The organism is Vibrio splendidus 12E03 (assembly GCF_000272105.2).
GTDB lineage: Bacteria > Pseudomonadota > Gammaproteobacteria > Enterobacterales > Vibrionaceae > Vibrio > Vibrio splendidus_I.
In genome coordinates, this window is the sequence record NZ_AJZD02000308.1 from 1 (window position 1) to 317 (window position 317).

The 317-nt window shown below is 58.4% G+C and carries 1 protein-coding gene; it reads right to left on the reverse strand.

The genetic code is table 11. From position 1 onward, the window contains the following. The coding region (locus A142_RS25015; protein WP_032545296.1) for an Ig-like domain-containing protein at window positions 1–317 on the reverse strand (317 nt) is incomplete at both ends.

Below are 317 nucleotides of genomic sequence, written 5' to 3' on the forward strand. Positions count from 1 at the left end.
ATCGTCTTGTGCTGTCACGCTCACGCTCACAGTCGCCGTATCGACATCGCCGTCCGCGTCTTTCACGTCGTAGTCGAAGCTGATGTCGCCATTGAAGTCAGCCGCCGGCTCGAACGTCATCGTGCCATCGGCCGCGATAACCACGCTGCCATTGTCCACGCTGATGGTTTGTGCAGACCCTGTTAACGCCACGCCGTTGATCGACGTGATTTCAAGACCACCGTCTGGCGCACTGTCGTTAGCCAGTAGGCTCAGCGCCACGCTGCCATCTTCAAGCACCGTCACGCTGTCGTTGACTGCATCCACTGGATCGTCTT